The organism is Kitasatospora sp. NPDC097605, assembly GCF_040302725.1.
In the GTDB taxonomy this organism is placed as follows: domain Bacteria; phylum Actinomycetota; class Actinomycetes; order Streptomycetales; family Streptomycetaceae; genus Kitasatospora.
In genome coordinates this window covers 1-26,329 of sequence record NZ_JBEOSF010000061.1, presented here as the reverse complement: position 1 = coordinate 26,329, position 26,329 = coordinate 1, and the positions used below count along the sequence as shown (strand labels likewise).

23 protein-coding genes and 2 pseudogenes are annotated in these 26,329 nt (G+C 71.0%); 12 read left to right on the top strand and 13 right to left on the bottom strand.

From position 1 onward, the window contains the following. Positions 1 to 34: 34 nt before the first annotated feature. Together ABTX81_RS38155 and ABTX81_RS39770 are read right to left on the bottom strand one after the other, a co-directional pair. On the bottom strand, positions 35 to 1,201 hold the full coding sequence (locus ABTX81_RS38155) for a hypothetical protein (protein WP_350555285.1): 1,167 nt from the start codon (positions 1,199 to 1,201) through the stop codon (positions 35 to 37). 156 nt (positions 1,202 to 1,357) lie between these two features. Then, positions 1,358 to 1,442: pseudogene (locus tag ABTX81_RS39770) on the bottom strand (glutamine synthetase); the annotation flags it as partial. 567 nt (positions 1,443 to 2,009) lie between these two features. Here ABTX81_RS39770 and ABTX81_RS38150 point away from each other — a divergent pair. The 4 genes and pseudogenes from ABTX81_RS38150 (at position 2,010) to ABTX81_RS38135 (ending at position 5,635) form a co-directional block, all read left to right on the top strand. Continuing rightward, positions 2,010 to 3,899, top strand: a complete 1,890-nt coding sequence (locus ABTX81_RS38150) for an ATP-dependent nuclease (protein WP_350555283.1) — start codon at positions 2,010 to 2,012, stop codon at positions 3,897 to 3,899. A 14-nt stretch (positions 3,900 to 3,913) separates the two neighbouring features. Beyond that, complete coding sequence (locus ABTX81_RS38145) at positions 3,914 to 4,135, top strand: KTSC domain-containing protein (RefSeq protein ID WP_350555281.1); 222 nt, start codon at positions 3,914 to 3,916, stop codon at positions 4,133 to 4,135. A gap of 492 nt (positions 4,136 to 4,627) precedes the next feature. After that, positions 4,628 to 5,062, top strand: a complete 435-nt coding sequence (locus tag ABTX81_RS38140) for a GntR family transcriptional regulator (protein WP_350555279.1) — start codon at positions 4,628 to 4,630, stop codon at positions 5,060 to 5,062. 28 nt (positions 5,063 to 5,090) lie between these two features. After that, positions 5,091 to 5,635 (top strand): annotated as a pseudogene (locus tag ABTX81_RS38135) (HD domain-containing protein). Here ABTX81_RS38135 and ABTX81_RS38130 read toward each other — a convergent pair. From ABTX81_RS38130 to glnA2, 4 genes are all read right to left on the bottom strand, one after another. Continuing rightward, entirely contained in the window at positions 5,632 to 6,105 is a 474-nt protein-coding gene (locus ABTX81_RS38130) for an NUDIX domain-containing protein (RefSeq protein WP_350555277.1), read from the bottom strand. The pseudogene ABTX81_RS38135 and the gene ABTX81_RS38130 overlap by 4 nt on opposite strands. Continuing rightward, complete coding sequence (locus tag ABTX81_RS38125; protein WP_350555275.1) at positions 6,102 to 6,530, bottom strand: hypothetical protein; 429 nt, start codon at positions 6,528 to 6,530, stop codon at positions 6,102 to 6,104. The genes ABTX81_RS38130 and ABTX81_RS38125 overlap by 4 nt, the downstream gene beginning before the upstream one ends. 72 nt (positions 6,531 to 6,602) lie before the next feature. Continuing rightward, the gene (locus ABTX81_RS38120; protein ID WP_350555273.1) at positions 6,603 to 6,722 is read right to left on the bottom strand and encodes a helix-turn-helix domain-containing protein; all 120 of its coding nucleotides are present in this window, start codon (positions 6,720 to 6,722) and stop codon (positions 6,603 to 6,605) included. Positions 6,723 to 7,180: 458 nt separating this feature from the next. Next, the gene (gene glnA2 / locus ABTX81_RS38115) at positions 7,181 to 8,542 is read right to left on the bottom strand and encodes a gamma-glutamylpolyamine synthetase GlnA2 (protein WP_350555271.1); all 1,362 of its coding nucleotides are present in this window, start codon (positions 8,540 to 8,542) and stop codon (positions 7,181 to 7,183) included. 151 nt (positions 8,543 to 8,693) lie between these two features. On the opposite strand from glnA2, the gene ABTX81_RS38110 reads away from it, so the two are divergent. Continuing rightward, complete coding sequence (locus tag ABTX81_RS38110; RefSeq protein WP_350555269.1) at positions 8,694 to 10,448, top strand: NAD+ synthase; 1,755 nt, start codon at positions 8,694 to 8,696, stop codon at positions 10,446 to 10,448. Positions 10,449 to 10,454: 6 nt separating this feature from the next. On the opposite strand, the gene ABTX81_RS38105 is transcribed toward ABTX81_RS38110, so the two are convergent. From ABTX81_RS38105 to ABTX81_RS38095, 3 genes are all read right to left on the bottom strand, one after another. After that, complete coding sequence (locus ABTX81_RS38105; RefSeq protein WP_350555267.1) at positions 10,455 to 11,501, bottom strand: endonuclease/exonuclease/phosphatase family protein; 1,047 nt, start codon at positions 11,499 to 11,501, stop codon at positions 10,455 to 10,457. A gap of 216 nt (positions 11,502 to 11,717) precedes the next feature. Further along, the gene (locus ABTX81_RS38100; RefSeq protein WP_350555265.1) at positions 11,718 to 12,359 is read right to left on the bottom strand and encodes a TetR/AcrR family transcriptional regulator; all 642 of its coding nucleotides are present in this window, start codon (positions 12,357 to 12,359) and stop codon (positions 11,718 to 11,720) included. A 185-nt stretch (positions 12,360 to 12,544) separates the two neighbouring features. Then, complete coding sequence (locus ABTX81_RS38095) at positions 12,545 to 14,170, bottom strand: MFS transporter (protein WP_350555262.1); 1,626 nt, start codon at positions 14,168 to 14,170, stop codon at positions 12,545 to 12,547. 272 nt (positions 14,171 to 14,442) lie between these two features. Between ABTX81_RS38095 and panB the strand changes: the two genes are divergently transcribed. The 3 genes from panB to ABTX81_RS38080 all read left to right on the top strand — a co-directional run bounded on the left by panB (position 14,443) and on the right by ABTX81_RS38080 (position 17,298). Next, positions 14,443 to 15,312, top strand: coding sequence for a 3-methyl-2-oxobutanoate hydroxymethyltransferase (gene panB, locus ABTX81_RS38090; RefSeq protein WP_350555260.1), 870 nt, complete (start codon positions 14,443 to 14,445; stop codon positions 15,310 to 15,312). A gap of 148 nt (positions 15,313 to 15,460) precedes the next feature. Further along, positions 15,461 to 16,489, top strand: coding sequence for an ATP-binding cassette domain-containing protein (locus ABTX81_RS38085; RefSeq protein WP_350555258.1), 1,029 nt, complete (start codon positions 15,461 to 15,463; stop codon positions 16,487 to 16,489). Then, positions 16,486 to 17,298 (top strand): ABC transporter permease, encoded by an 813-nt coding sequence (locus ABTX81_RS38080; protein WP_350555256.1) that lies wholly within the window; start codon positions 16,486 to 16,488, stop codon positions 17,296 to 17,298. The genes ABTX81_RS38085 and ABTX81_RS38080 overlap by 4 nt, the downstream gene beginning before the upstream one ends. Before the next feature lie 66 nt (positions 17,299 to 17,364). Here ABTX81_RS38080 and ABTX81_RS38075 read toward each other — a convergent pair whose 3' ends face one another. Then, entirely contained in the window at positions 17,365 to 20,715 is a 3,351-nt protein-coding gene (locus ABTX81_RS38075; protein WP_350555254.1) for an ATP-binding protein, read from the bottom strand. Positions 20,716 to 20,932: 217 nt separating this feature from the next. Between ABTX81_RS38075 and ABTX81_RS38070 the strand changes: the two genes are divergently transcribed. After that, the gene (locus ABTX81_RS38070; RefSeq protein WP_350555253.1) at positions 20,933 to 21,748 is read left to right on the top strand and encodes a site-2 protease family protein; all 816 of its coding nucleotides are present in this window, start codon (positions 20,933 to 20,935) and stop codon (positions 21,746 to 21,748) included. A gap of 34 nt (positions 21,749 to 21,782) precedes the next feature. Here ABTX81_RS38070 and ABTX81_RS38065 read toward each other — a convergent pair whose 3' ends face one another. Together ABTX81_RS38065 and npdG are read right to left on the bottom strand one after the other, a co-directional pair. Then, on the bottom strand, positions 21,783 to 21,968 hold the full coding sequence (locus tag ABTX81_RS38065) for a hypothetical protein (protein ID WP_350555251.1): 186 nt from the start codon (positions 21,966 to 21,968) through the stop codon (positions 21,783 to 21,785). A gap of 123 nt (positions 21,969 to 22,091) precedes the next feature. Continuing rightward, a complete protein-coding gene (npdG, locus tag ABTX81_RS38060) occupies positions 22,092 to 22,784 on the bottom strand; it encodes an NADPH-dependent F420 reductase (protein WP_350555249.1) in 693 nt (230 codons plus the stop codon). 47 nt (positions 22,785 to 22,831) lie between these two features. On the opposite strand from npdG, the gene ABTX81_RS38055 reads away from it, so the two are divergent. Then, positions 22,832 to 23,500, top strand: coding sequence for a hypothetical protein (locus tag ABTX81_RS38055; RefSeq protein ID WP_350555247.1), 669 nt, complete (start codon positions 22,832 to 22,834; stop codon positions 23,498 to 23,500). A gap of 118 nt (positions 23,501 to 23,618) precedes the next feature. Then, the gene (locus tag ABTX81_RS38050) at positions 23,619 to 24,983 is read left to right on the top strand and encodes an MFS transporter (protein WP_350555245.1); all 1,365 of its coding nucleotides are present in this window, start codon (positions 23,619 to 23,621) and stop codon (positions 24,981 to 24,983) included. 4 nt (positions 24,984 to 24,987) lie between these two features. Here the strand turns inward: ABTX81_RS38050 and ABTX81_RS38045 are convergent, their stop codons facing one another. Next, positions 24,988 to 25,221: a hypothetical protein gene (locus tag ABTX81_RS38045; RefSeq protein ID WP_350555243.1), complete on the bottom strand. Its 234-nt coding sequence runs from the start codon at positions 25,219 to 25,221 to the stop codon at positions 24,988 to 24,990. Between the two features lie 155 nt (positions 25,222 to 25,376). Between ABTX81_RS38045 and map the strand changes: the two genes are divergently transcribed. Continuing rightward, positions 25,377 to 26,222 carry a type I methionyl aminopeptidase gene (map, locus tag ABTX81_RS38040; protein WP_350555241.1) on the top strand — a complete coding sequence of 282 codons (846 nt, stop codon included), beginning with the start codon at positions 25,377 to 25,379 and terminating at the stop codon, positions 26,220 to 26,222. The last annotated feature ends 107 nt before the right edge of the window (positions 26,223 to 26,329 follow it).

The window sequence follows — 26,329 nt, the reverse complement described above, 5'->3', positions numbered from 1 at the left end:
GTCGGTCACCCGGCACCCCGTGGGCCGGGCCCGGTCACGCGGAGCGTCGGCCCCGGCCGATCCGGACGGCCGCGGCGCCCGCCGCGACGAGCGCCGCCGAGAGGCCGAGCAAGGCCGGCGACGCCGCGCTCCCGGTCTCGGCCAGCTCAGCGTGGTGGTCGCCGTACTCCTCGTCGTGGCCGCCCTTGTGGCCCTTGTGGCTCTCGTAACCCTGGTGGCCCTCGTGGCCCTCGTGCCCCTCGTAGCCGCCGTGGCCCTGGTGCCCGGAGTGGCCCGGCTTGTACGACCCGTGCGCGCCCGCGCCGGACTTGGCCTTGTTCACGTTGGAGTTGTTGTTGCTCTGCGAGGCCGACTGGCTGTTGTGCGCGGTGTTCTGGACGGAGTTCGACGCCGTGTTCTGCGCCGAGTTGTTCGAGGTGCTGGTGGCGCTGTTGTTGAGGTTGTTGTCGTTGTGGATGTGGTTCTGCACGATGACCGTCACATTGACGTGCTGCTCCTGGGCCTGCTCGCCGGTCTGGGACTGCCCCTGGGCCTGCTCCTGCTCCTGCGCCTGGGCCTGTGCCTGCTCCTGCGCCTGGGCCTGGTTCTCGGTCTGGCTCTGCTGGCCGCCGTTCCCGCCGTTCCCGCCGTTGCCGCCGTTCCCGCCATTACCGCCGCCACCGCCGTTCCCGCCGTTGCCCCCGTGGTCGCCGTGGTGGCAGGGGCAGGCCGGAACGTGCTCGTGGCAGTGCTTGCCGCCGGGCGCCGCCGCCTCGCCCTTGTCGAGGGCCCCGGACGTCGACGGCTCGGCGGCGGGCCGCACCAGCTCGTCGGCCGCCTGGACCGCCGCGCCCTGCTCGGCCCCCTGCTCGACGGCCCCGGCCGGTGCCTGGCCGAAGGGCATGGCCACACCCGCCAGGCCGGCCCCCTCGGGCAGGAACGTCTCCACGACGGCGCCCGGCCGGCTGGTGGTCTGGCGGACCGCCGGCTCGGACAGCAGGGCGCCGCGGTCGCCGAAGGCCCAGGCCCGGGTGGCGCCGCCGCCGTCCTCCGCGGCCGTCCGGAGAAGCCCGTCGACCCATTCACCCTGGGCCTCCGCCGAGCCGACGGCTGCACGGAGGTCGTCGGCGGAGGGCGAGGCGTAGGCGGCGGAGGCGGCACCGCACACAAGGGCGGCTGAGGTCAGTCCGGACAGGGCCAGGGTGGTGATTCGAGTACGCATGACACTCCAGGGTGATCCGCAAAACGGATCTTCTGCATACGCCTCTTCATCACCCCGCAACGCCTCGCACCGCTGCAGAGTAACCGCATTGGCCTAACGGATTACCATGCCTGGGGGACACCACCCCTTCGGCGCGGCCCGCTTGACAGACCGTAAGAGAACCTGAAGATTCTTCCGCAGCTCGAACGGGGTGACCTCGGAGCGGCACTCCTCCCACTCCTGTCTTCTTGTTGCGCAGGAACTGACGCTACCTCGGGATGGGATCGTTCAGCCTCTGACAACCGGCCGTGGAGCGGCCGCTGGCGAGTGCTACTGGCCATCGCAGGCCGGCCCCGGACGACCCAGGCACACACCTACTTTGCAAGGCTTGGCATGGGACACCCTCGCTGACCTGCGCCGCTCCCGGCCTGCCTGTTCCCTGGCCACCGCCCTGCAGGCGCCCGCAACTGACCGCCACATACCGCCCCATCTAGCACGCCCTTCCTGCGCTTGGCCACATGCCAGTTGCACGCTTCTACCTCAATGCTTTGGGCTACCGCAATCAGCCAGACGGCACATCCGACGGCAGAGCCGGTCGCGAGCCGCATGCATGAGGCCACCCTCGTTCAATACTGCCACCCACTACCCATCAGTAGCATTCAGCGTGCACGACAAGACCCGTCGCAGCCCCGCGATGCCCTTTGGTGGCAAACCCAAAGGCCCTTCAGGTCGCTATCGAAAATTTTGAGAATGTACCATACAAGCCAGCATGCCATCAAGCTTTGACATTTCGGTTGAAGAGTGGATGACTAGTACGCCATCATGAGCCATGCAGATGAAGCGCGCGCGGATCCAGAACTTCCGCTGCCTCGTCGACGCCGAGGTCAGGTTCGACGAGGTCACATCAATCATTGGACCTAATGGCGTAGGAAAGTCGACCGTTCTCCGCGCGCTGGATTGGTTCTTTAATGGCGAGAAGTCGGTAGCGCTAACTGACTCCGACATATGCGAGAGTGGCACCTCGGAAAAGATCATCGTCGAGGTAGAGTTCAACTCCCTTACGCCCGAAGACCGTGGCGAACTCGGTAGCTACGCGCCAGAAGGTGTCGATAATCTAATTCTCTGGAGATCATGGGAGAATGGGGAAGACAAGATTACGGGGAAAGCGCTCGCCTATCCGCCATTTCAGAAGATCCGCTCCGAGCTCGGGGCAATGGAGAAGCGGCGCGCCTACAATAGACTGCGCGAGGAGGAACCATCGCTAGGGCTCCCTTCTGTTGGCAGCGAGAAGGCCCTTAATGCCGCTCTCGTGACCTGGGAGAGGGAAAATCGCCACCAGCTCGTAGAGTCTGTAGAAGAGGTTACCTCCTTCTTTGGATTTGCAGGTCAAGGAAAGCTTCATGGCTTGTTCGAGTATATTCTAGTCAGCGCCGACCTTAGGGCGCTGGAGGAATCCACCGACACTCGCGGGTCGATCTTCGGGCGCATCATTGAGCGGGCAGTAGACCGTCGCGCCGCTAATGCCGAATTCGAAGAACTCGAGGTCAGGTCCAACCTTCAGCGGACAGAGATTTCAGACCGTCTCTTCGGCCCTCAGCTCGAACAGATTTCACACGAGATCTCCGAGGCAGTTGGAGTGTTCTCGTCGGGCAGAGGAGTTCGGGTCTCTGCCGCAGAGTATCGAATTAAGCCATCGAGGCCGACATTTCTAGTGGGTATCCTCGACGGCGACGTGGAAACAACTCTCTCCAATCAAGGTCATGGATTTCAGCGCGCAATGATCATCTCTGCGCTCAAACTGCTCTCTGACCGCCGCAGTGCAGGTGGCCGCATGGGCGCGCTATGCCTGGCCATTGAAGAGCCGGAACTGTACCAGCACCCAGTTCAAGCGCGCGCCTTTGCAACGGTCCTTCGGCGGATCGCTGAGGACCCTCTTCAAAAGACCCAGGTAGCCTACGCGACGCACAACCCCATCTTTGTCGAGCCTCGCAAGTTTCACGAAATTCGACGCATCAGCCGCGAGAAATCCTCGGGCAACAATTATAAGGTTTCCGTTTCTCACGTCACGGTCGACAATGTGGTGGAGCATCTTGACGGCTATTTGGACGGAGAAAAGATTGGCCGACAGCTGGAAAATGCCTGCCTGAACAAACTGTCCGAAGCGATGTTTGCTTCTGCCGTTGTGCTCGTCGAAGGAACGACCGACAAGTCCGTTCTTGAAGGCTTCGCCGAGCGGGAAGACGGGCCGCTCACGGTTGGCGGAATTCATGTTTCTGACGCAAATGGGAAAGTCGGAATTATACTCAGTCATGCAATTCTGAGCCTGCTTGGGATTCCATGTTACGTCGTTTTCGACGGAGACTCCGGGGTCGAGGAAAGGAAGATTCAAAAGAACGGCAATACTGTTGAAGCCCTACGCGATGCACGGAAGGCGGCCGGCGAGAATATGAAACTCCTCAGGTACCTCGGGCATCCGGCAGAAGAGTGGCCTTCGACGCGCGCAACCTTTAATCATGCATCCTTTGCTGACCGACTCGAAGACTGCATTGAGCACCACTGGCCAGAGTGGGGCCACCGACTGAGCGAGCTGGTAATGTCAGGCCTGGGGTATAGCGGAAAGAATTCCTTTACATACTACGAGACTTCACGCACGGCCCAGGGGGCTGGACCAACCGTACTCAAGGAAATCATTCACCACGTCCGCGGCCTCGCCCGCTGATACCGGAGCTACTAATGCAGCTGGAGCCTGTGCGATCGAGCAACTTGCGAGCCGTAGGGTACGACGAATCGACTGAACTGCTGAGAATAGAATTTCTAGGCGGGGATCTATACGAATACTTTGAGGTTCCCGAGGGCATCTATCGTGGACTCATGTCTGCAAGAAGTCATGGAAGATTCTTTTCCTCGACCATTCGAGGGAAATATTCATACCGGAGGGTCGTTCGTAGGGTTTGAACTCTTTAGCGAGCTGTCGCCAAGACCTGACGTTGGACAGTGGAGTGGTTTTGGCCAGTGTCCTGTCCAATCTGAGGTAGAGCATGATCGGGGGCCGTGAGCTGTTGCGGCTCGGTCAGGGCTCTTTGGGCTTGCCGACGATTTGGCCGAGTGGCCCTCGGTCTTGCTCGACGCGGGCCCCGGTCCGGAGAGATAGGTAAAACCGCAGAGCCGCCTGCCCCAACCACCGCAGGTTCTGACCCCAGGCTCCCTGACGCCTGGCCGCTCTGCGCGGCCGGCCGCCGCCGGAGCGGGGGCGAAGGCAGGGCAGCGGCGTGCGGCTGAGCCGGGCGCTGACGCGCCCTTTGAACTGGTAGGGAAACTCGAAACCCGCAGTGGGTTCTATCCACGGCTTGGACAGCTGCCATCTGTGAGTTCCATCCTGGCCGCTGGCAACTGACCCCTGCGATCGTTCATCCTGGCTAGGTATCTGCCTAGAGAAGGGAGCGGCTAGTGCCGGAGCGGAGCCCGCGCGGTACCTACCTGCGGATCGCCGACGCGATCGAGACCGAAATCAGCGGGAACTCCACGGTGACGTCGCTTCCTTCCGAAGCTCAGCTGATGGAGACCCACGGCGTTGGCCGGACAACGATTCGTCGCGCCCTGGATTCCCTTGCAGCGAAGGGCCTCATCACATCGCGCCCCGGAGCTGGGTGGGTCGTTGTGGGTGCCGAGCGCAAGCCCCCGGTGCTCGACCAGCTCACCGCACTGGTGCTCACGCTCAATGTCGGAGCCGACTTCCCCTCGGAGAAGGAACTCACCGAGACGACCGGCGCCGCGCGGGGAACCGTCCGACGAGCCCTCGCGCAGTTGGAGGGCGCCGGCGTTCTCGAAGTGCGCCATAGGAAGGGCCGGCGTGTCCGAGCGCTTCCCGCCGATCGCTCCTGACCACGATCACTGAGGAGCAGATACAACCGTGTGGGCCTACGAGCTTGCCGAGTCCCTCCTGTCCACCGACCTTCCCCGGCGCTGGTCCCACTCGAAGGGGGTGGCCAACAAGGCGCGCACCCTCGCCGGCATCCTCGGCCCGGACGCCGAGCTGCTGGAGGCCGCCGCGGTCCTCCACGACGTCGGGTACTCGCCGCGGATCGTTGACACCGGGTTCCACCCGCTCGACGGCGCGCGGTTCCTGCGCGCGGAGAACGTCGACGAGCGCGTCGTGCGGCTGGTCGCCCACCACTCGTGCGCGCTGCTCGAAGCGGAGGAGCGCGGCCTGCGGCAAGAGCTGGAGGCGGAGTTCCCGCTGGAGGAGCCGCACCTGGTGGACGCGCTGATCTACGCGACATGACGACGACCCCGGACCGCACGCCGACAACGACGCCCGACCGGATCGCGGAGATCGTGGGCCGGTACGGGCCCGACAGCATCGTCGGCCGGTTCATCGGGCGGGCCGAGCCGGAGATCGACGCGGCCGCACGCCGGATCGACAGCCGGCTGATTCAGGCTCGCGCCACGGCCTAACCGATGTGCGGCTGCACCCGGGTGGCATCCAAGCCGTGCGTGATCCGGAGCCGCATGGACGGGTGGATGTCCAGGTCGTCGAGGTCCGCCGGGTTCACCCAGCGGACCTCTTTCGACTCCGAACTCGTCCGCAGTTCGCCGCTGACAGGCCGGGCCCTGAAGCAGATGGAGAACTGCTGCCGGACCTCCCCGTCGTCGTACGCCATGACGTGTCCCGGGTCCGTGTACAGGCCCACGACGGAATCGACCTCGACCTCGATTCCCGTCTCCCCGCGCACCTCGCGGACCACCGTGTCCGCGACGGATTCCCCGATGTCGTGCCCGCCGCCGGGGAGCGCCCAGAGGTCGTTGTCGGTCTTGTGGATCAGCAGCAGTCGTCCCGCCCCGTCCGTCACCACCGCGGTGACGGACGGTACGACGGAGTTCGCCAGCGGGGCGGCCGGGTCATGGAAGTAGTCGATCCGGCTCATACTGCGGCCTCATTTTCGAGCTGGGGCGAGGTGAGGGTCCGGGAACCCTCCCAGATGCGTTCGATGCTCGCCGCGTACGTACTGAACAGCTCTCCGCCGGGAACCTGCGAGAGGTGCAACACCGGGGCCAGGTAAGCACCGACCCCGTAGACATGCCCGTTGACGAGCAGGTCGTCGTCGGCGCGGTAGAGCGAGTTGTACCCTCGTCTTCGCCTCGCTGGGCCACCCCGGGACTGTCGGGATCGCCCAACATGAGCCGCACGCACGTCGGCCTGAGCCTTCTCCCGGATGAGCCGGAAGAACAGTGGGTCCTCGGAGAGCCAGAAGCCCGCGTAGACCACCAGGTCGAAGTGGCGCGTGGCCTTCGCATAGAGCGACGTCCACAGCTCCTTCGGGACGACGGCCCGGTGGGGGTAGAGCTTCACCAATTCCGCCCGGCCGGCCTCGGCCGTCGCGCTGCTGGTCTGCTCGTCCGACCATAGCTCTGACAGGTCCCGCTACAGCAGGTTGGCGAGCGCGTACTGGAAGCGCCGGTGGGGTCGGCGCCCGTCCTTGGCCTCCACCCACCGCTCCACCGTCCGCGGGCTCGTGCCTAGCCGTTCGGCGATCTGCTCCATCGTCAACTTACTGGCGCGGATCGGCCCTGGAAGCCTCTCGTTGGCCATCGCGCTCTCCCCTGGACGACGTTGCGGCACTTGGACGATCAGGGACAACTGGACCGTAGCGAAGTCGGAACGCAGCCATCCAGACGCGCCGTGTTCTGACAGGGCCGAAGCGCCGAATCCAGTGATGCGCGGTCGGGATCTCCGATCCGACCAAGCAAAGGACTTGACGGAGCGTCGGCTTCTCGACATCGCAAGAGACATGTTCAACACGCCTCGCATGGCAAGACTGGTGAACTGACAGCCCTTTTTGGGGCTGCCTGAGCTGCGCAAACGTACGATCGACAACTCCACAGCCTGATCCACCACCGCAGTCCGTCCGTGACCGCACCGGTCGGGGTGGCCCCGGGTCGGCGGCTGAACACCGCCGACCCGGGGCCCTAGCTCAGGCTGGAATCGGCCCTGACCTGCGGCTACAGCACCTGGAGGTTCTTCCGCAGCTCGAAGGGCGTGACCTCGGAGCGGTACTCCTCCCACTCCTGCTTCTTGTTGCGCAGGAAGAAGTCGAAGACGTGCTCGCCGAGGGTCTCGGCGACGAGTTCGCTGCGCTGCATGAGGTCGATCGCCTCGCCGAGGTTCTGCGGCATCGGCTGGATGCCCAGGGCGCGGCGCTCGGCGTCGGTGAGGGCCCAGACGTCGTCGTCGGCGCCGGGCGGGAGCTCGTAGCCCTCCTCAATGCCCTTGAGGCCGGCGGCCAGGGTGACGGCGTAGGCGAGGTAGGGGTTGCAGCCGGTGTCGAGGGAGCGGACCTCGACCCGGGTGGAGCCCTGCTTGCCCGGCTTGTACATCGGGACGCGGATCAGCGCGGAGCGGTTGTTGTGGCCCCAGCAGATGTAGGACGGGGCCTCGCCGCCGGCGCCGGCGGTGCGCTGGGAGCCGCCCCAGATCCGCTTGTAGGAGTTCACCCACTGGTTGGTGACGGCGGCGGTCTCGGCGGCGTGCCGCAGCAGGCCGGCGATGAAGGAGCGGCCGACCTTGGAGAGCTGGTACTCGGCGCCGGACTCGTGGAAGGCGTTGCGGTCGCCCTCGAACAGCGAGAGGTGGGTGTGCATGCCCGAGCCGGGGTGGTCGGAGAACGGCTTGGGCATGAAGCTGGCGTAGACGCCCTGCTCCAGCGCGACCTCCTTCATCACCAGCCGGAAGGTCATGATGTTGTCGGCGGTGGAGAGCGCGTCGGCGTACCGCAGGTCGATCTCCTGCTGGCCGGGGGCGCCCTCGTGGTGGGAGAACTCCACCGAGATGCCCATCGACTCCAGCATGGTGATCGCCTGGCGGCGGAAGTCGTGGCCCACCCCGCGCGGGGTGTGGTCGAAGTAGCCGGACTGGTCGGCGGGGATCGGCGGGGTGCCGTCGCCGGGCAGGTTCTTCAGCAGGAAGAACTCGATCTCGGGGTGGGTGTAGAAGGTGAAGCCCTGGGCGGAGGCCTTCTCCAGGGTGCGCTTCAGCACGAACCGCGGGTCGGCGTAGGAGGGCGAGCCGTCCGGCATCAGGATGTCGCAGAACATCCGGGCGGTACCCGGGGTCTCCGAGCGCCACGGCAGGATCTGGAAGGTGGTCGGGTCCGGCTTGGCGATCATGTCGGACTCGTAGACCCGGGCGAAGCCCTCGATCGCCGAGCCGTCGAAGCCGATGCCCTCCTCGAAGGCCTGCTCCAGCTCGGCCGGCGCCACCGCGACCGACTTCAGGAACCCCAGGACATCGGTGAACCAGAGCCGGACGAACCGGATGTCACGCTCTTCGAGCGTCCGAAGCACGAACTCCTGCTGCTTGCCCATGGGGACAGTCTCACCTCTGCTCTTTACGTTCGTGTTACGCCCGGAGACCGCCCGGAGGCGGCTCTCCCCCATCATGGCGGATCACCGGCCCCGCGGGCAGCGGTGACCCCGGCCGAGACATTGCGTCAGATCGACGATTAGACTCGGTGGCATGCCCAATCTCCGTCTCGCCCTCTGCCAGACCGACCCGTGGGTCGGTGACATCGCACGCAACAGCGATGAGGTGGTGCACTGGACCAAGCAGGCCGTCGAGGCCGGTGCCCAGCTGGTCGCGTTCCCCGAGATGGCCCTGACCGGCTACCCGGTCGAGGACCTCGCGCTGCGCCGCTCCTTCGTCGAGGCGTCACGGGCCGGGCTGGTCGAGCTGGCCGGGCGGCTCGCCGGGGAGGGGCTCGGCGAGGTGCCCGTCGTGGTGGGCTACCTCGGCCGCTCCGAGCAGGCCTCGCCGCGCTTCGGCCGGCCGGCCGGCTCGCCGCAGAACTGCGCCGCCGTGCTGTTCCGGGGCAAGGTGGCCACCCGGTTCGCCAAGCACCACCTGCCGAACTACGGCGTGTTCGACGAGTACCGCTGGTTCGTCCCCGGCGACCAGCTGCCGGTGGTGCGGCTGCACGGGGTGGACGTCGCGCTGGCGATCTGCGAGGACATCTGGCAGGACGGCGGCCGGGTGACCGCCGCCCGCGAGGCCGGGGCCGGCCTGCTGCTGGTGATCAACGGCTCGCCGTTCGAGCGCAACAAGGACGACGTCCGGCTGGAGCTGGTCCGCCGCCGGGCCGCCGAGGCGGGCTGCGCGCTGGCGTACGTGAACATGGTCGGCGGCCAGGACGAGCTGGTCTTCGACGGCGACTCGATCGTGGTCGCCGCGGACGGCGAGGTGCTGGCCCGCTCGCCGCAGTTCGAGGAGCACCTGCTGGTGCTGGACCTCGACCTGCCGGCCGCGAGCAGCGACCACACCGACGGGCTGCTGCTCGCCGACGGCCTGCACCTGGTCCGTGCCGAGCTGGGCGGCGAGCCGGCCGGGGCGCCGGCCGAGCCGGTGTCCGCCGGGGTCGCGCCGCGGATCAGCGACGAGGCGGAGATCTGGTCCGCGCTGGTCTCCGGCACCCGGGCCTACGTCCGCAAGAACGGCTTCCGCTCGGTGCTGATCGGCCTCTCCGGCGGCATCGACTCGGCCGTGGTGGCCGCCCTCGCGGTGGACGCGATCGGTGCCGAGAACGTGTACTGCGTCTCGATGCCGAGCCGCTACTCCTCGCAGCACTCCCGGGACGACGCGGCCGAACTGGCCCGCCGCACCGGGCTGAACTTCCGCACCGTGTCGATCGCCCCGATGTTCGACGCCTACCTGGCGGCCACCGAGCTGACCGGCCTGGCCGAGGAGAACCTGCAGTCCCGGCTGCGCGGCACCCTGCTGATGGCCATCTCCAACCAGGAGGGGCACATCGTGCTCGCGCCCGGCAACAAGAGCGAGCTGGCGGTCGGTTACTCCACCCTCTACGGCGACTCGGTCGGCGCCTTCGGCCCGATCAAGGACGTCTACAAGTCGCTGATCTTCCGGCTGGCCCGCTGGCGCAACGAGGAGGCCGAGCGGCTCGGCGAGGTGCCGCCGATCCCGGAGAACACCATCTCCAAGCCGCCGTCCGCCGAGCTGCGGCCGGACCAGAAGGACACCGACTCGCTGCCCGACTACGACCTGCTGGACACCGTCCTCGACCTGTACGTCGAGGGCGACCACGGCCGGGACGCGATCGTGGCGGCGGGCTTCGACCCGGCCGTGGTGGACCGGGTGGTGCGGCTGGTGGACACCGCCGAGTACAAGCGGCGGCAGTACCCGCCGGGCCCGAAGATCTCGGTCAAGGGCTTCGGCCGGGACCGCCGGCTGCCGATCACCAACCGGTGGCGCCGGGGCTGAGCGGGGTCAATAGCGGTAGGTGGCGGCCACCGCGAGGTGGTCGCTGCCGTCCCGCTCCAGGGTCCGCGAGTCGGTGGGCTCCAGCCCGCCCTTGCTCATGATCTGGTCGATTCGGGCCATCGGGAAGGACGCCGGCCAGCTGAAGCCGAAGCCGTCCCCGGCCGCGCCCTGGGCGGAGCGCATCTGCGAGGTGACCGGCGCCAGGCTGCGGTCGTTCATGGTGCCGTTGAGGTCGCCGAGCAGCAGCACCTTCTGCAGGGACTCGGCCTCGATGGCGTCGCCGAGCAGCTGGGCGCTGACGTCCCGCTGGTTGACGGTGAAGCCGCCCTCGGCCTTGAGCCGGACCGACGGCAGGTGCGCGACGTACACCGCGACCGGGCCCTGCGGGGTGCTGACCTGGGCGCGGAACGCCCTGGTCCAGCCCATCCTGATGTCGACCACCCGGACGTCGCTGATCGGGTACTTGGACCAGAGCCCGACGGTGCCCTCCACCGCGTGGTGCGGGTAGCTGTCGGCCAGCTCGGTCTCGTAGGTGCGCAGCGGCCGGCCGGCCAGCTCCTGGAGCGCGACGATCTGCGCGCCGGAGTCCTCCAGCATCCGGACGGTGCCCTGCGGGTCGGCGTTGAGGGCGGCCACGTTGTGGCTGACCACCGTGAAGTCGCCGGTGCCGCCGCTCTTGTCGCTGAGCGCGCCGCCGAACATGTCGGCCCAGATCACCGTCGGCACCAGCAGCGCCACCAGCGCGGTGGCGGAGCGGCGCAGCAGGGCGGGGACGAGCAGCAGCGGAATCGCCAGGCCCACCCAGGGCAGGAAGGTCTCCAGCAGGCTGCCGAGGTTGCCGGTGCTGTTCGGCACCTCGGCGTGGAAGGCCATCAGGGCGCCGGTGAGCAGGGCCAGCAGGGCGAGCAGCAGGCCGCGCCGCCAGGTGGTGGCGCCGCGGGCGTCACGGCCCCAGTGCCGCAGCCCGAGGAATCCGGCCGCGGGGCGCCGGCCGGGTTCCGGGTCGCCGGCCTCCGCCGTGGACACCCGGTCCGCCCTGTACGCCTGCGCCATGCCGTGGCTCCCGTCGTTCGCGCCGCCCGTCCGTCCGCGGCCGGTCCGGGCGGGCCGTTCGCCGGGCGGCGGCGGGCGTGCCGGACTGGTGCGGGTTTGGTCGGATTTCCCGGCTCAGCCTATGCCGGGACAGACGTCCGATCGGGAGCCCGGGGTTCCGGCGTGGCCCGGTTGGTGAGCCAGGCCACTGCCCGGGGAAGGGGCGGTCGCGGGCGGTCAGGCGGGCACGGGCCGGCGCAGGGCCGGGCCGGCCAGGCCCTGGAGCAGCGCGTCGACCATCCGCTCGGCCAGCTCCGGGTCGTCCAGGTCGGAGTCGTCCCACAGGATGCTGCGGGCCAGGATCGGGCCGATCAGCAGGTCGGAGAGGAGTTCCTCGTCGAGGTCGGCGCGCAGCTCGCCCTCGGTGACGCCGCGGCGGATGACGTCCCGGGCGGCCTCCCGGCGCGGCACGACCACCCGTTCGCGGTAGGCGGCGTGCAGCTCGGGCCAGCCGTGCATCTGGCCGAGCGCCGCCTTGAGCACCCAGCGGGAGCGCTTGGCGAGCCCCCGCAGCCGCATGTACTCGATCATCGCGACCAGGTCGCCGCGGATCGAGCCGGTGGTGGCGGGCAGCGGCTCCTCCATCCTGCTGACCATGTCGACCAGCAGCGCCTCCTTGTTGGGCCAGCGCCGGTAGATGGTGGCCTTGCCCACGCCGGCGGCGGTGGCGATGCCCTCGATGGTCAGCTCGGACAGGCTGGTGCCGGCCGTCATCTGCTCCTCGACGGCGGCGAAGATCGCCTGCTCGGCGGCCTCGCTGCGGGGCCTGCCCCGGCGCGGGCCGGTGCAGGTCGGCGCGGCCGTCGGCTCGGTCTTCATCTCACATCTCCCGGTGGTGGGGCCCCGACCCGGCGGAAGGGCGGGGGTCGCACGCGCTCGTGGGCCCTGTCACCGGCGGGTTCCCGGCGACAGGGCCCCATTCTCGCTCAGCCGGGCCGCTGGTCGGGCGTACGTGGCCCGGGCGTACGCGGGCCGGGCGTACGCGGGCCGGGCGCGGACACGGGTCAGGCGTCCGCGGCGGCGGTCTTGCGGACCGCCGGGTCCGGGCGGGCCGTCCCCGCCTCGCCGGACGGGCCGGCGGGCCCGCCGGCCGGGGCCTTGCCGGGCAGCAGGAACCAGGCCAGCAGCGCGCCGGCCAGGGTGATCCCGGCGGAGAGCCCGGCCACCACGTGCATGGCGTGGATGAAGGAGTCGTTGGCCGGGCCGATCAGCTCCTTGCCCCGGTCACCGAGCCGGGCGGCGACGGCCAGGGTGGCCTCCAGCGACTCGCCGGCCTTCTCCCGCAGCTCCGGGCCGGGCAGCCGGGCGAGCTCGTCGGAGACCCCGTCCCGGTAGACGGTGGAGAGCACCGCGCCGAGCACCGCGACCCCGAGCGAGCCGCCGACCTGGCGGAAGGTGTTGTTGACCGCCGAGCCGGCGCCCGCCTTCTCCCGGGGCAGCGAGCCCATGATCGCGACGGTGATCGGCGGCATCACGTGCGCCATGCCGGTGCCCATCAGCAGGCCGAGCACGACCAGCACCCAGATCGGGGTGGTGGCGCCCAGCAGCAGGTAGCCGAGGAAGCCGGCCGCGATGAACAGCATGCCGACGGCGCAGGTGGCGCGGATGCCGAAGCGGTCGACCACCAGCCGGGCGCGCGGGGCGAACACCAGCTGGGCGGCGGCCAGCGGCAGCATCAGCACACCGGCCTCCAGCGCGCTGTAGCCGCGCACGCTCTGGATGTAGAAGACGCCGAAGAAGGAGACGCCCATCAGCGCGAAGAAGACCACGCCGACCACCACCACCGAGGCACTGAACACCTTGTTGCGGAACCAGTCGACGTCCAGCGCGGGGTGCGTGGTGCGGCGCTCGAAGAGCACGAACGCGGTCAGCGCCGCCAGGCCGAGCAGGACCGGGCCCCAGGCCTCGACGGCGGTGAAGTCGGCCAGCTCGCCGCCCTTGATGATGCCGTAGATCAGCGCCACCAGGCCGATGATCGACAGCAGCACGCCGACCGGGTCCATCCGGCCCGGGTTCGGGTCCTTGGACTCGGGGACCAGCACCGCCATCGCGATCAGCGCCACGATCACGATCGGCACGTTGACCAGGAAGACCGAGCCCCACCAGAAGTGCTCGATCAGCAGGCCGCCGGTGATCGGGCCGATCGCGATGGCCAGGCCGACGGCGCCGGCCCAGATGCCGATCGCCTTGGGCTGCTCGGAGCGTTCGAAGACGTTCATGATGATGGCGAGCGTGGCCGGCATCGCCAGCGCGCCGCCGACGCCCATCAGCGCGCGGTAGCCGATCAGCTCGCCGGGTGTGGCGGCGAGCGCGGAGAGCAGCGAGGCGACGCCGAAGACGACCATGCCGGCCAGCAGGGCCCGCTTGCGGCCGAACCGGTCGCCGAGCAGGCCGGAGGTGAACAGCAGCCCGGCGAAGACCAGCGTGTAGGAGTTGATCGACCATTCCAGGTCGCTCTGGCTGGCGCCGATGCCGGTGGGCGCCGGGGACGCGATGGTCTTCATCGCGACGTTGAGGATCGAGTTGTCGAGCACGACGACGAGCAGGGCGAGCACCAGGGTGCCCAGGATCGCCCAGCGGCGGCGGTGGATGGCTTCCGGCACACGGGGTGGCGCGGCGGCGGTGGTCATGGATTCTTCCCGTCGTGGTACGGCGTGGCACGGGCGGGCATTTCGATCCGCGATCGTCTCGTAAACCCCCCCGGCCAGCGTAACGACATTTTCGATACGAGACGAATCCGTATCGTAAAACCATGGCAAAGACCCGCCGACCCCCGGCGACGGACCGCGGAAGCGGAGTGGCCCCCGCCCCTTTTGCGCCCGCGCCGGGCCGTGCAAGCATGGAGGTGATCCGGGGACGCCGCACGGCGCCACGAGACGACAACCCTTCAGGAGCCTGTTCGATGAACGCTTCTTCGCCCTCGCCTGCCCAGAACCAGGCGTCGACCGCCACCCTCTACGGTGGGGTCACCAACCGCCGCGTCACCGTCCGCGACCTCGCCGCCGCCAAGCAGCGCGGCGAGAAGTGGTCGATGCTGACCGCCTACGACGCCCTCACCGCCGGCGTCTTCGACGAGGCCGGCACCCCCGTCCTGCTGGTCGGCGACTCCGCCGGCAACTGCCACCTCGGCTACGAGACCACCGTGCCGGTGACCATGGATCAGATGGTGATGCTCGCCGCCGCCGTCGTCCGGGGCACCCAGCGCGCCATGATCGTCGCCGACCTGCCGTTCGGCTCGTACCAGGAGTCCCCGGCCCAGGCCATGCGCAACGCGGCCCGGCTGATGAAGGAGGCCGGGGTCGGCGCGGTCAAGCTGGAGGGTGGCGAGCGCAGCGCCCGCTCGATCGAGCTGCTGGTCGAGGCCGGCGTCCCGGTGATGGCCCACATCGGCCTCACCCCGCAGTCCGTGCACGCGCTCGGCGGCTACCCCGTCCAGGGCCGCGGCGACGAGGCCGCCCACCAGCTGCTGCGCGACGCCAAGGCGGTGCAGCAGGCCGGCGCCTTCGCGGTCGTGCTGGAGGCGGTGCCCGCCGAGCTGGCCCGCCAGGTCACCGAGCAGCTCGCCGTTCCCACCGTCGGCATCGGCGCCGGAGCGGACTGCGACGCCCAGGTGCTGGTCTGGACGGACTTCGCCGGGATGACGGCGGGCCGGGTGCCCAAGTTCGTCAAGCAGTACGCCGACCTGCGGGCCGTCCTCGGCGACGCCGCCCGCGCGTTCGCCGAGGACGTGCGCGGCGGCGCCTTCCCCGCGCCGGAGCACACCTTCCACTGACGCGGACCGTCACCGGTGCCCGGCCACGGCCGGGCCGGGCCCCGGTGACAGCGGCGTGACAGCGGGCCGACAGCGCCCGGCCGGCCCGCCCCCGCACCGGCCCGCCCCCTGACAGCGGGCTGACAGCCGGGGCGGACAGTCTTGGGGCATGACACGAATCTCCACCGCCCCGAACGACCGGGGGCCCGCCGCGGGGAACGCCGTCGAGGTGCACGGCATCGTCAAGCACTTCGGCACCACCAAGGCGCTCGACGGCGTCGACCTCACCGTGCGCGAGGGCACCGTCCTCGGTGTGCTCGGCCCCAACGGCGCCGGCAAGACCACCCTGGTCCGCGTCCTGTCCACACTGATCAAGCCCGACGCCGGCACCGCCTTCGTCGGCGGCTACGACGTGCTGCGCCAGCCCAAGCAGCTGCGCCGCACCATCGGCCTCACCGGCCAGTACGCCTCGGTCGACGAGCTGCTCTCCGGCTACGAGAACCTCTACCTCATCGGCCGACTGCTCGACCTCTCCCGCCGGGACGCCAAGGCCCGCGCCACCGAGCTGCTGGAGCGGTTCTCGCTCACCGAGGCCGCCAAGCGGCCCGCCAAGACCTACTCCGGCGGCATGCGCCGCCGCCTCGACCTGGCCGCCTCGATGATCGGCCGGCCCAGGGTGCTCTACCTGGACGAGCCCACCACCGGCCTCGACCCGCGCACCCGCAACGAGGTCTGGGACGAGGTCCAGCGGATGGTCGCCGAGGGCTCCACCGTGCTGCTCACCACCCAGTACATGGAGGAGGCCGAGCAGCTCGCGGGCGAGCTGACCGTGATCGACCGCGGCCGGGTCATCGCGGCCGGCGGCATAGCCGAGCTCAAGGCCCAGGTCGGCGGCCGGACCCTGCAGGTCCGCCCGGCGCACCCGGCCGAGCTGCCCGAGATGGCCCGCTGCCTGCGGGACACCGGCCTGACCGCCACCTTCTCCGCCGACACCGGCCTGCTCTCGGTGCCGATCACCGCCGACGAGCAGCTGACCGCCGTGATCGGCGTGCTCGGCACCCGCGGCTTCGCGGTCGCCGGCATCGACACCAAGCTGCCCAGCCTCGACGAGGTCTTCCTCGCCATCACCGGCAAGCCCGCGGACCGTCCGGCGCCCGCGGACGACGTCCCCAGCCTCGCCAAGGAGCCCGTCGCATGACCACCGCCACGCTCGCCCCCGCCCGGGCCGAGGACACCGGGATCGGCCTGGCCGGCCACCTGCGGCACGTCGGCGCGCTGACCCGCCGCAACCTGATGCGGATCAAGGCCGACCCGGAGTCGATGTTCGACGCCGTCCTGATGCCGATCATCTTCACGGTGCTGTTCGTCTACGTCTTCGGCGGCGCCATCTCCGGCGGCCAGGACGCCTACAAGCAGTACATGATCCCCGGCCTGCTCGGGCAGACCGGGCTCACCCTGGCGATGGCCGTCGGCACCGGCCTCAACAGCGACTTCCAGACCGGCGTGATGGACCGCTTCCGCACCCTGCCGATCGGCCGCTCCTCGGTCCTGCTGTCCAAGATCGCCGCGGAGACCTGCCGCGCCCTGCTGTCCTTCACCATCCTGATCGTGTTCTCGCTGATCCTCGGCTTCGAACTGAACGGCGGCGTGCTGAACGCGCTGGGGGCGGTCGGCCTGTCGCTGGTGTTCGGCATGTCGATCGTGTGGATCTCGATGCTGCTGGGCATGGCCCTGCGCAGCGCCCAGGCCGTCCAGGGAGTCGCCATGCTGGTGCTGATGCCGATGCAGTTCGGCAGTTCGATCTTCGCCCCGACCGACACCATGCCGGGCTGGCTGCAGGCCTTCACCAAGGTCAACCCGCTGTCCGCGCTGGCCGACGCCTGCCGGGCGCTGATGAACGGCCACGGCGCGGTGGCGCACCCGACCTTCGTCGTCCTGGCCTGGTCGGCCGCCATCACCGCGGTCTTCGCGCCGCTCGCCGTCGCCCGGTTCCGCAAGCGGACCTGAGCGGTGACCGGACGGCCGGACCCCGGGGTGCGCGAGGGGAGCACCCCGGGGTCCGGCGCCTCCGGGTCAGCCGACCAGCCGGTCGAGCAGCGTGCTGGTCTCCAGCACGGACAGTCCGCGCCCCTCGGCGAAGGCCGCGTCGAACACCGCGTCACCGAGCAGGTCGCGCAGGCTCTCCTCGGCCCGCTCGCGCTCCACCCGGTCGAGGTAGCCGCCGCGCGGCCCGTTCATCCCGGCGTGCGCGCCGAACAGCACGGCGGCCCGGCGGGCCTTGTCCAGATCCCCGTCACGCCGGGCGAAGACCTCCAGCACCCCGACCACCGGCGGCAGCAGCATCACCGACAGCTGCTCGACGAAACCGCTCGCGGTGGACGGCACCGCGTACAGCAACTCCCGCCCCTCGTGGACGAGTTCGAGACCGCGATCGGGGTCGCCGCCACGGGCGGTGATCCAGCCCCGGGTGACGGTCAGCATCCCGCCGACCACGTCCGGGGCGAACGCGCCGACCCGCGTCCAGCGCAGCGCGTCCAGCTCGGCCAGCGCCGCCCCGTAGTCGCCGCGCTGGGCCTGGATGCCGCAGAGCATCAGGTGCCCGAAGAGCAGCGCGCCGTTGGTCGCCTGGTTCTCGCCCGGCCGGATCCCCTCCATCGCCTCGCGGATCCGGCGCTCCCCCGCGTCCAGGTCCGCGTCCAGCATCGCCGAGCCCAGGTGCACCCGGAGCATCGGCACCTCCTGCGGGGCGCCCAGCTCCTCGGCCAGCTCGATCGCCCGCCGGTACGCCTCGACGGCCTCCTCCGAGCGGCCCTGGTTGGCCAGCGACTCGCCGCGCGCGGACAGCGCCTGGGACATCCCCCACAGGTCGCCGGTGCGGCGGTACAGCTCCAGCGACTCCTCGCCGTCCACGGTGCTCTGCGCCGCGCCGTCCGGCCAGTCGTTCATCATCTTGGCCCGGATCTGCAGGATGAACGCCAGGTCGGTGAGGTTGCCGTCGCGCCGGCAGCCCTCCACCGCGTCGTCCAGCAGGTCCTTCATGGTGTCCAGCTGGCCGACCAGGAAGGCGCCGAAGACCCGCATCAGCCCGGGGAAGCGGTAGGCCTGCGGCAGGTCCGGGGTGTAGGCGTCGGCGATCTTCCGGGCGGTGGCGACCGCCTCCGGATCGGCCAGTACGTCCAGGTTTCCCTCGAACATGCTGATCAGCCGGTAGATGACGAGCGCCCGGCGGGCCTCGGCGACCGCCTCCGGCGGCATCGGCGTCGGGTACTCCAGCACATGCCGCTCCAGCGGCACCCGCAGGGCGTCCGGGCCGAACGGGTCCGGGCCGATCGCCAGCACCGCCTCGTACGAGCGGCGGGCCTCCTGGCTGAAGCCGCGCAGCGACCAGTACCAGCTCATGCCCAGCGCCAGCACCAGCGCCTCGCCCTCGTCCCGGCGGTCGACGGCACGGCGCAGCGCGGCCCGGATGTTGTCGTGCTCCCGCTCCAGCACCGCCAGCCAGTGCAGCTGCGCCGGGCCGTGGACGTTCAGTTCGGCGGTGCGGACCAGCTCGCGGAAGTACTCGACGTGCCGGCCCTCGCTCGCCGACGTCTCCCCCGCCTCGGCCAGCCGTTCGACCGCGTACTCGTGGATGGTCTCCAGCATCCGGTAGCGCGGCGGGCCGTCCCCGTCCAGATCGGCGACCAGCAGGGACTTGTCGACCAGCGAGAGCAGCAGGTCGGCGACCTCCGCGCCGGACACCTCGGCGGCGTCCGAGCAGACCGCCTCGGCCTCCTCCATCGTCCAGCCGCCGGCGAACACCGCCAGCCGGCGCAGCACCGCGCGCTCCTGCTTGCCGAGCAGATCCCAGCTCCAGTCGACGACCGCGCGCAGCGTCTGCTGGCGCGGCAGCAGGGTGCGGCTGCCGGCGGTGAGCAGGGCGAACCGGCCGTCCAGCCGGTCGGCGATCTGGCGGGCCGTCATCACCCGCAGCCGGGCGGCGGCCAGTTCGATGGCGAGCGGCAGGCCGTCCAGCCGGCGGCAGATCTCGGCGCAGGCCTCCGGGTCGCTCCGCGGGTCGAAGCCGGGGCGGGCGGCAGCGGCCCGCTCGGCCAGCAGCCGCAGCGCCACCGGGTCGGGCAGCGGCTCCACCGGCAGCACGGTCTCCCCCGGTACGCCCAGCGGCTCGCGGCTGGTGGCCAGGACGGTCAGGCCGGGGCACTCGGTGAGCAGGCTGTCGGCGAGGTCGGCGGCGGACTGGACGAGGTGCTCGCAGTTGTCCAGGACGAGCAGCATCCGGCGCCGCCCGCAGTACTCGATCAGCCGGCGCACCGGATCGTCGGTGCGGGCCTCGATCACCTCGGCGACCATGCTGCCGCCGGTGTGCAGCACGGTCTCGCGCAGGCCGAGCGCCGAGACCACCGCGCCGGGCACCGCGTCCGGGCGCTCCACCGGGGCCAGCTCGGCCAGCCAGACGCCGTCCGGCCAGTGCCCGGCGCCCTGCTCCAGACGGCCGGCCTCGACCGACAGCCGGGTCTTGCCGGAGCCGCCGGGGCCGGTCAGGGTGACCAGCCGGCTGGTGGCCAGCATCGAGCGCAGGGTGGCGAGGTCGCTCTCGCGGCCGACGAAGCTGGTGAGCCGGCCGCGCAGATTGCCGGCGGCGGCGCGGGCCGGCGGCGCCGCGGTGGGGGGCACCGGCGCGGCGGGGGCCGGGGTGGGGACGGGGGCCTCGGCGGGGGTCAGCAGCTCGGCGTAGAGAGTCTGGAGCGCACGGCCCGGGTCGACGCCCAGCTCGTCCGCCAGGGCCCGCCGGGTGCGCTCGTAGTGGCGCAGCGCCTCCGCCGTCCGGCCGCTCTCGTGCAGCGCCCGCACCATCAGGTACTGCAGCGGCTCGTCCAGCGGCTGCCCCTCGCACAGCTCGGCGAGCTCGGCCACCAGGTCGGCGGCCCGGCCGAGGCCGAGCTCGGCGGTGATCCGGTGCCGGCGGACCTCCTCGCGCTGCGCCTCCAGCCGGGTGGCCGGGCCGCTGCGGTCCGGCAGGTCCGCGAGCGCCGGGCCGCGCCACAGCGCGAGCGCGGCCCGCAGCCGCTCGGCGGCGCCGGCGTGGTCGCCGCGCTCCAGCTCCCGGCGGCCCTCGGCGGCCAGCCGCTGGAACTCGGCGAGATCGGTCACCGGGTCGGTCAGCCAGTACCCGGCGGGGCCGGAGCCCACCCGGTCACGGCCGATGGTGCGGCGCAGCCGGCCGACCAGCGTCTGCAGCGCCGCCGAGGAGTCCTGCGGCGGCTCGGCGTCCCACACCTCGTCGACCAGCAGGTCGGCCGGCACCGGGCGGCCCTGCCGCAGGGCCAGCGCGGCCAGCAGGGCACGCAGCCGGGCGCCGCCGAGCGGGACCGGGGTGCCGTCGTCGTGGTGGGCCGTGGTGGTGCCGAGGATGCCGTAGTGCACCGAACCATTCTGGTGGATCGGCACGGCCGGCCACGCACATTTGTCCGGTCCTCCCCGAGGCTCGGCTCTGCCGCCCGCTCGCCGGGTCGGGCCCTCCCCGGAACCGGTACCCGGTTCCGTACGTTCATCCGGGGCGGCTTGTCCGACGCGGGCCCGCCCGGCATGATCGGCCTCTGCCCAGTCCTCATGCGACCCCGACCACCGGAGCACCCACACCATGACCTTCGCCGCCACGCAGCGCTCCCGCAGCGAGGACCGCCGGATCAGTCCGGTGTTCTGGGCGCTGCTCGCGATCTTCGTCACCTCCGCCGTGGCGGTCCACCAGGGGTACGGCAACGCCCGGTTCGGGATCTTCCTGTTCGTGGTGGCGGGCTGGATGGTCTCGCTCTGCCTGCACGAGTACGCGCACGCGCGGACCGCGCTGCACGGCGGCGACATCAGCGTCGGAGCCAAGGGCTACCTGACCCTCAACCCGTTCAAGTACGCCAACGCGCTGCTCAGCTTCGTGCTGCCGATCGTCTTCGTGCTGCTCGGCGGCATCGGCCTGCCCGGTGGCGCGGTCTGGATCGAGCGGCACCGGGTGCAGGGGCGGCTCAAGCACAGCCTGATCTCGGCGGCCGGACCGCTGGTGAACCTGCTCGCCGCCGTGCTGCTGCTGATCCCGGTCGGCGCGGGCTGGCTGGACGATCCCGAGGTGCACGCGGTCTGGAACGGCTACGAGCTGAACGTCTCGCCGTTCGCGCTGGCGCTGGGATTCCTCGGCATGCTGCAGCTGAGCGCGACCCTGCTCAACCTGCTGCCGGTGCCCGGCCTGGACGGCTACGGGATCGTCGAGCCCTGGCTGTCGCACAAGACCCGGCGGGCGATCGAGCCGTTCGCGCCGTACGGCATGCTGGCCGTCTTCGCGCTGCTCTGGCAGCCGGAGGTGAACCACTGGTTCTTCGAGGCCGTGTACGGCGTGATGGACCTGCTGGGCGTCGACCGCGCCTACCCGCAGGTGGGCCACGAGCTGTTCACGTTCTGGAAGGACTGACCCGGGGCCGGGGGCCCGGGGCCGGACGGCGGGCTCAGGCCTGTTCGGCGGCCGCCCGGGCCAGCTTCTCGCGGCGCAGGTTCATCCAGAGCACGTTGCTGGCGATGCCCGCCATCGGGAGCCAGATCAGGCCGAGCCACCAGCCCTGCACCACCGAGACCACGGCGGCGGCCAGGGCGAGAACGGCGACGATCAGGGCGAGGACGGACGTGCGGGGCATGGCGGCAGACTCCTGGGGCCGGTGGACGGACGGCCCCCATTGTCGCCGACCTCACCTCCGGAGCGGGTCCAGGGGTGAGGTCGGCGAGCCGGTGATCAGGCGCCGGTGATCAGGCGCCGGTGATCAGACGTCGGTGATCCGCAGGCCCGCGTGGGCCTTGTAGCGGCGGTTGACCGAGATGAGGTTGGCCACCAGCGACTCCACCTGGTGCGCGTTGCGCAGCCGGCCCGCGAAGATGCCGCGCATGCCCGGGATCCGCCCGGCCAGCGCCTGCACGATGTCGGTGGCGGCCCGCTCCTCGCCGAGCACCATCACATCGGTGTCGATCCGCTCGATCGACTCGTCCTGGAGCAGCACCGCCGACAGGTGGTGGAAGGCGGCGGTCACCCGGGAGTCCGGCAGCAGGGCGGCGGCCTGCTGGGCGGCGCTGCCCTCCTCCGGGACGAGCGCGAAGGCGCCCTGCTTGTCGAAGCCGAGCGGGTTGACGCAGTCCACCACGATCTTGCCGACCAGCTCCTCGCGGAGCGCGGTGAGCGTGGCGGCGTGGCCGTCCCACGGCACCGCGACGATCACGATGTCGCTCTCCCGGGCGGTGGCGGCGTTGTCGGCGCCGCGCACGCCGTGGCCGATCGCGTCCGCCGAGGCCTTCGCGCGGTCCGCGTCGCGCGAGCCGATGATCACCTGCTGGCCGGCCTTGGCCAGCCGCAGGGCCAGCCCCCGCCCCTGGTCGCCGGTGCCGCCGAGCACGCCGACGACGAACTGCGAGACGTCCGGCAGCTCGTGGGCCGGGTTTGTCGCTGAATCGAGGGAAGTCATGGCCCGATCCTGCCAAACCCCGGGCCCCCCGCGTCATCCTGTCCGCCATGGACGCGGTGAGAGTTTCGGCACTACGGGAGCGGCTGTCCGGGACCGGCTGGCTGGAGGCCGTCGGCGGCTTCGCCGGTGAGCTGCGGCGGGCGGTCTCCCGGCGCGGCGCGGACGGGCTGCTGCTGGTCGGCACCGAGGCGTACGAGCCCTGGCACCTGGCCGCGCATCTGCAGGACGAGGCCGCCTGGTCGGACGTCCCCCGGCTGGCCCCGACCCTGTTGCGGCACCGGGTCCCGCCGCAGGCGCCGGCCCACCTGGCGCACGGCCTGCGCCGGCTGACCGAGGCCGGGCGCGGGGCGACCGTCCTGGTGGTGGCCCCGGCGCCGGCCGGCGGGACGCTGCTGGAGCGGGTGCACGACGCCCGCCGGCACGGCGCGACGGTGCTGGCGCTGGACGGCGCCGGGACCGGCCGGCGGGCCGGCCCGGCGGGGGCGCCCGAGCCGACCGACCAGACCGACCCGGCCGGCCTCGCCGCACTGGCCGACCTGGCCGGCCTGGCGCACCGGCGGCTCGCCGTCGGCACGGCCGAGGAGGAGCCGTTCGACCTGGCGCAGCACCTGGTCAGCGCCGCCGCCGGGGAACGGCCCGCGCGGCGCCTCGCGCTCGACCGGCTGGTGGCGCTGGCCGGACGGCTCGCGGCGGGGCCGACGGTCAGCCGCTGGTAGCGGGGACCGGGGAGCGGCGGGCGCGGCAGCAGCGGGCGCGGCAGCAGCGGGCGCGGCGCCGCGGCGGGCGGGAAAATCCGTTGCGGCCCGGCCGGGAACCCCCGCAGGATGGTCGCTCGTGAACGACGCCGACCCACCCCCGACCGGTCGGGCGAGCTCGCTGCTGCGCGCAGTCACCCCCGACCTCTCCCCCTGGCGCTCCTCCCGGGACTTCCGCCTGCTCTGGCTCTCCGGATGCGTCACCAGCTTCGGCAGCTTCCTCACCTACGTCGCCGTGCCGCTGCAGATCAAGGAGCTGACCGGCTCCTCCTTCGCGGTCGGCCTGGTCGGCGCCTTCGAGCTGGTCCCGCTGATCGTCTTCGGCCTCTGGGGCGGCGCCCTCGCCGACGCCCTGGACCGCCGCCGCCTGGTGCTGTTCGCCGAGGCCGGGCTCGGCCTGCTCAGCGCGCTGCTGCTGGTCAACGCGCTGCTGCCGACGCCCGTGCTGTGGCCGGTCTACCTGGTGGCCGCGCTGGTCGCCGCCGCCGACGGCCTGCAGCGTCCCTCGTTGGACGCGCTCACCCCGAGGGTGGTCCGGCACGACCAGCTGGCCGCCGCCTTCGCCCTCAACTCGCTCTACCGCAACGTCGGTTCGGTGGCCGGCCCGGCGCTCGCGGGCGTCGTGGTGACCTTCGCCGGGGTGCAGACCGCGTACGCGCTGGACGTCGTGACCTTCGGCGCCTCGCTGCTGCTGCTCGCCCGGATCCGCGCCGTCCCGCCGCCGACCGACGCCGAGAAGCCGTCGGTACGGGCGGTGCTCACCGGGATCCGGTACGCGTGGAGCCGCAAGGACCTGCTGGGCACCTACGCGATCGACCTGTGCGCGATGCTGTTCGCCTTCCCGGTGGCGATCTTCCCGTTCCTGGCCGCCGAGCTGCACGCCGACTGGGCGCTCGGCCCGATGTACTCGGCCTCGGCGGTCGGCGCCCTGCTCGTCTCGGTCACCAGCGGCTGGACCTCCCGGATCCACCGGCACGGCCGGCTGCTGCTGGCCGCCGCGCTCGGCTGGGGCGCCGCCATCGCGCTGGCGGGCCTGGCCGGCTCGGTCTGGCTGGTGCTGTTCTGCCTGGCCCTGGCCGGGGCCGCCGACCAGATCAGCGGCGTCGCCCGCTCCACCCTGTGGAACCAGTCGATCCCGGACGAGGTGCGCGGCCGGATGGCCGGGGTGGAACTGCTGAGCTACTCGGTGGGCCCGCAGCTCGGCCAGGTCCGGGCGGGCGGCATGGCGGGGCTGGTCGGGGTGCGGTCCTCGGTGTGGATCGGCGGCGTCGCCTGTGTGGTGGGCGTGCTGGCGCTGGCCACCGCACTGCCGCGGCTGCTCTCCTACGACGACCGCACCGACCCGAACGCCGCCGCCGTCCGCGCCGCGCACGAGCGCGAGGCCGCGGAGCGGGAGGCGGCGGAGCGGGCGGCGGCGGAGCGGGCGGACGCCGGCGCGTCCTGACCCGCTACTCCCCGGGCGCGTCCTCGGGCTTGTCGCGCCAGCGCGGGTCGTTGGTCCACTCCCGGTTGCGCAGCTCGGCGGTCTCCAGCGCGTGCGCCGCCTCCTCCCGGGTGGCGTACGGGCCGAGGCGGTCCTTCGCCGGGCACTCCGGCCCCTCCTCGACCTTGCCGTGCTTGATGCAGTAGAACCACTCGCCGGGCCGGCCGGTCGGCTTGTTGCGGCGGAATCCCAGGGGCATGGTGTGGTCACCTCCGTGTCGGCGGTCGCGGCTCGCGCTCCCGGTACGGCGTCGCGTCGCCCCGATCATTCCCCGCCCCGGCACCGTCCGCACACTCGGGCCCGGTCACGGTGCCCGGCCACGGCGCGCGGGCGCCGCCAACTAGACTCGCCGCCATGGCACTCGTACCCGGCATCCAGTCCCCCACCCGCAAGGTCCCCCCGCACATCGCGCGCCCCGAGTACGTCGGCAGGCCCGCCCCGGCGGCGTACACCGGGCCCGAGGTGCAGACCGCCGAGACGGTCGAGAAGATGCGGATCGCCGGTGGGATCGCCGCCCGGGCGATGGCCGAGGCGGCCAAGCTGATCGCGCCCGGCGTCACCACGGACGCGCTGGACGCGGTCGCCCACGAGTACATGTGCGACCACGGCGCCTACCCGTCCGACCTCGGCTACCGGGGCTTCCCCAAGTCGGTCTGCACCTCGATCAACGAGGTCATCTGCCACGGCATCCCGGACTCGACCGTCCTCCAGGACGGTGACATCGTCAACATCGACGCCACCGCGTACATCCACGGGGTGCACGGCGACCTCAACGCCACCTACCTGGTCGGCGACGTGGACGAGGAGTCCCGGCTGCTGGTCGAGCGGACCCGGGAGTCGCTCGACCGGGCGATCAAGGCGGTCAAGCCCGGCCGCCGGATCAACGTCATCGGACGCGTCATCGAGTCCTACGCCAAGCGCTTCGACTACGGCGTGGTGCGGGACTTCACCGGGCACGGCATCAACACGTCGTTCCACTCCGGCCTGATCGTCCCGCACTACGACAGCGAGCGGGCCACCGAGGTGATCAAGCCGGGGATGACCTTCACCATCGAGCCGATGCTCACCCTGGGCACCTACGACTACGAGATCTGGCCGGACGGCTGGACCGTCGTCACCAAGGACCGCAAGCGCACCGCCCAGTTCGAGCACACCCTGGTCGTCACGGCGGACGGCGCGGAGATCCTCACCCTGCCGTAGCCCTCGCGCCGGTCCCCTGGATCTCCTCGGGCGCCACCTTGTGCACCGTCTCGCGGTCGAACTTGGGCAGCACGGTGTCCGCGAACAGGATCTTCAGGGTGGACGCC